The organism is Deltaproteobacteria bacterium, from assembly GCA_009929795.1.
In the GTDB taxonomy this organism is placed as follows: Bacteria; Desulfobacterota; Desulfovibrionia; order Desulfovibrionales; family Desulfomicrobiaceae; genus RZZR01.
Genome location: RZZR01000327.1, coordinates 1 through 1,675, shown reverse-complemented (window position 1 = coordinate 1,675; position 1,675 = coordinate 1). Strand labels below are relative to the sequence as shown.

Genomic DNA, 1,675 nt, shown 5'->3' with positions numbered 1-1,675 from the left:
CAGCTCCGAGACCACGGAAAAACCAGCATCCAATCTTGAAAACAGTGAAATCGCCATGAAGGTTTCGGCCTATCTGCCCGGTTTCGATGTGGCCGCGTCGATCTTCCATGTCTGGGACGACTACGCGACTAGGCACAGGACGGCATTCTCCGAAAACGGGACCCTGCACGTGGACTACGATCCCAAACACCATCGCCTGACGATTCTCGGCCTGGAATGCTCCAGGCCCTGGTCGGATTTTGTCTTCAGGGGTGAGGCGGCCTATGCCTTCGGCCAGTATCGGGAAACGAACTCCGTATTCGAGGACCCTCGAAAAAAGGACGGGTTGAAGTGGCTGGCCGGCCTGGACTGGACGCCGGGCAACGACTGGACCGTGACCACGCAGATCATCGGCACCCACATCGTTGACCACGATCCGGAACTGATTGACGGCGAGTTCAGCTCCATGGCCACCATCAATGTCTCCAAAAAATTGCTGCGCCAGACCCTGACCCTGTCCGATATGCTCTACTGGGATCTGGACCGGGGCGATTACTTCAACCGTGCCAAAGCTGAATACGCCCTGACCGACTCCCTCCACCTGACCGCCGGCCTCGACCTCTTCGGCGGGCCGGCGGGTCGGTTCGGTCAATATGAAGACAATCGCCAGCTCTGGCTTCGGTTGAAATACTCGTTCTAGCTGACGGAAAGGGAGAATCACATGCTCGACATCGAACGTATCAATGCCCGCTTTGCTCGCGCTGCCGAAATCATCTTGCGCCTGCGCTGGCTCAACCTGTCCGTCTTCGCCGTCCTCATGCTCTTGGCCGGCCTGGGCCTGACCCGACTCGAAAGCGACATCGATCAGGACAACTGGTTTCTGGAGGACGACGAACTGCGCCTGACCGAAAAACATTTCGAGGACATTTTCGGCAACGAGGACTTCTGCGCCATCCTGATCGAAGCCGACAATGTTTTCACGCCCCGGGTCCTCGAAGCCATTCGAGAAATGGGCCGGGAGCTGACGGCCAAGGTGCCCTATGCCGACGACGTGCTCTCTCTGACCGATTTCGAATTCACCCTGGGGACCGAGGACGGCATGGAAATCATCGACCTCGTGCCCGAGGTCATTCCGGAAAGCCCCGGGGAACTGGCCCGCATCCGAGACCTGGCCATGGCCAAGCCGATGCTCAAAAACCGTATCGTTTCCGAGGACGGCCGAGAGAGTTGGATCATGCTCCGCATGAAGCCCATTCCCGACGATTGGGGAAAAGACACCACCGAGAACCCTGACCTCTCCGTGGGCCGGATCGTCCATGAGATCATCTCCCAGGATAAATATCTCTTTCTCGAGCCCAAGGCCACCGGCCTGCCGATCATCAACGTCGACAAGCGCAACTTCTTCGCCAAGGAAACGCCGCGACTGCTGGGCATTTCCCTCCTGATGACCGTGATCATTCTGTCCGTGTCCCTGCGCAACGTCCGCGGCGTGGTCTTCCCCCTGGCAACCGCCATCAGTTCGATGGTCCTGGTATTCGGGGCCCAAGGCTTCATGGGCATTCCCAATGACCCGTCCATGATTTTTCTGCCCGTTTTTTTGAGTCTGGCCCAGGCCATCGGCTATTCCATCCATGTCTTCAACGCCTTCAAGCACGGTCTGGCGCGCACCGGGCAAAGACGTACGGCGCTGGTCCAC

At 58.4% G+C, this 1,675-nt stretch carries 2 protein-coding genes; both read left to right on the top strand.

Annotation, left to right across the window (positions count from 1 at the left end; genetic code table 11):
• The first annotated feature begins 55 nt into the window (after positions 1 to 55).
• Positions 56 to 679 (top strand): hypothetical protein, encoded by a 624-nt coding sequence (locus EOM25_14700; protein NCC26426.1) that lies wholly within the window; start codon positions 56 to 58, stop codon positions 677 to 679.
• 21 nt (positions 680 to 700) lie between these two features.
• The coding region (locus tag EOM25_14695; GenBank protein ID NCC26425.1) for a hypothetical protein at positions 701 to 1,675 on the top strand (975 nt) is incomplete at its 3' end.